Source organism: Streptomyces sp. NPDC005899, assembly GCF_040629645.1.
Lineage (GTDB): Bacteria > Actinomycetota > Actinomycetes > Streptomycetales > Streptomycetaceae > Streptomyces.
In genome coordinates this window covers 266-2,462 of the sequence record NZ_JBEXWB010000580.1, presented here as the reverse complement: position 1 = coordinate 2,462, position 2,197 = coordinate 266, and the positions used below count along the sequence as shown (strand labels likewise).

Annotated in this window: 2 protein-coding genes; one reads left to right on the top strand and one right to left on the bottom strand. The window is 75.1% G+C overall.

The genetic code is table 11. From position 1 onward, the window contains the following. Positions 1-248: 248 nt before the first annotated feature. On the bottom strand, positions 249-1,268 hold the full coding sequence (locus tag ABZ371_RS31645) for a LacI family DNA-binding transcriptional regulator (protein ID WP_358686178.1): 1,020 nt from the start codon (positions 1,266-1,268) through the stop codon (positions 249-251). Between the two features lie 232 nt (positions 1,269-1,500). On the opposite strand from ABZ371_RS31645, the gene ABZ371_RS31640 reads away from it, so the two are divergent. Further along, a partial coding sequence (locus ABZ371_RS31640; RefSeq protein ID WP_358686176.1) for a phytanoyl-CoA dioxygenase family protein occupies positions 1,501-2,197 on the top strand: 697 nt, incomplete at its 3' end.

Genomic DNA, 2,197 nt, shown 5'->3' with positions numbered 1-2,197 from the left:
CCAGGCCCGAGGCCCCGCCGCGAGTCCGGCCGGACGCGGGGCGGCAACAGGGATCCGCCTGCTCACACCCACGGTGACGACCGGACGAGTCCGTCCGCGTACGGCTCGTTCCGCGCGTATCGCGGGAGTGGTCGGTCCACGCCGCTGACCGGCCTCGCGCCCGTCCTGCTCCGCGCCCTGAGGCGCCGGCCCGGACCGCCGTCCGGACGGGACCGGGCGCCGCGGTCGCGGTGGCCCCGGTGGGTCCGTCACGCCGGCGCGACCGCCGCCCCCGTGCTCTCCCTGGCCAGCAGGCGGTGCGGAACCACGATCCGGCGGGCGGGCATGGTGCCGAGCCGGCCGAGCACGCGCTCGGTCAGGCACTGCACGGCGCGCTCGGCGATCTGTTCCTTGTCGGGGGCGATCGTGGTGAGGGACGGAACGGCGAACCGGCCGTCCTCGATGTCGTCGAAGCCCATCAGCGCCACGTCCTGAGGAACGCGCCGGCCCTGCTCGGCGGCCGCACGCAGCGCGCCGAGGGCGAGTTCGTCGCTGAAGCAGAAGACCGCGTCCGGGGGCGCGTCGGCGGCCAGGAGCTCACGCATGGCCCTGGCCCCCTCCGCGCGGTGGAGATCGGCCACCTCGACCTCGGCGACCGGCGCGAGGCCCGCCTCCGCCAGTCCCCGGCGGAAACCCTCGGCGCGCTGCTCCGCGGTCCCGTGCCCCAGCCGTGACTGGAGGCCCACGGCCGCGATCCGTCGCCGGCCCAGGGAGGCGAGGTGACGGGCCGCGGTGCGCGCCGCCGCCACGTTGTCGAGGGCCACGTGGTCGATGGAGCCGTCCGGCTCCATCTCGCCGAGGACGACGAGAGGCAGACCACCCGAGAGTGAGGCCAGTTCGGCCGGGGACGTGGACCACGGGCTGATGATCATCCCGTCGACCTGGTGGCCCTCCGATCCGTCCAGGAGGCGCCGCTCCAGGTCCGCCCGGCCCCCGGTCCGCTCCAGGAGCACCGTCCAGCCGCGCCGCTGTGCCGCGTCGATCAGCAGCCCCGCCAGCGCGCCGAAGTAGGGGGAGTGGATCTCGGGCACCACCAGCCCGACGAGACCGGTCCGGCCCTGGCGGAGGTTGCGCGCGGCGAGGTTGGGGCGGTAGCCGAGCTCTTCCACGGCGGCCAGCACCCGGGCCCGGGTCGCCGGTGCGACGGCCGTCGCGTTGCTCACCACGTTGGAGACCGTGCGGACGGAGACACCGGCCAGCGCGGCCACGTCCTTGAGTCTCGCTGCCACGGTGGGTGTGCTCCTGTCGGTGTGCCATGTCCGCGCCGCCCGGCGACGGCCGGTCGGCGGCCTCGTCGGTGTGCACCGTAACAGCCGGTGTGCGGGAGAGTCCCGCTCACCTCTTGCCACGTTGATTGCAACGTTGCAAACTGGTGCCCGGCCCGAGCGAAGACACACGGCCGGCGAGCCCCCGTGCCTGCCGGCAGCGCGCACGGCCGCACCTACGGAAAGGACCACAGACATGCACGACCCGGCGACCGTCCCCGCGACCCCCGGCCCGGACGCGGCGGTCCGGGACCTCTACCAGGCCGGCATCACCGCGTGCCGGGGAGCGTTCGCACCGGACTGGGCCGACCGCATGCGCGAGGACATCGAAGCCGCCTTCGACGAGGCGCGCGGCCGCGAGGGCGGGGCGGTCGGCCGGGGCCCCCACCGGTACTACGTCGAGATGCACCCCGAGCAGCTCCGGGGCTTCGTGGAGCTGGTCGACCACCCCTGGGTGCGGGCGGTGTCGGAGGCCGTCCTGGGACCCGACTACCGCATCGTCGAGCTGGGCTTCGACGTCCCGTTGGCCGGAGCGGTGAACCAGCCCTGGCACCGGGACTTCCCCATGCCGGAGGCGACCCGGCGCGAGCGCCGGCTGACCTCGCTCGCCTTCAACCTCACCGCCGTCGACACACGGGAGGACATGGGTCCGTTCGAGATCGCGCCGGGGACCCAGTGGGACGACGACCCGGCGTTCGGCCACGGGATGTTCCCACCCCGCGACACCTACCCGCGGTACGCCGCCCTCGCGGAGCGCAAGTACCCGCGGCGCGGGGACATCTCGGCCCGGTCCGCCCTGACGATCCACCGGGGGACGGCGAACCACTCGCCCGACTCCCGGCCGGTGCTGGTGCTGGGCGTCGACGCCCCCGGCGCGGGCAACGACGCCCAGC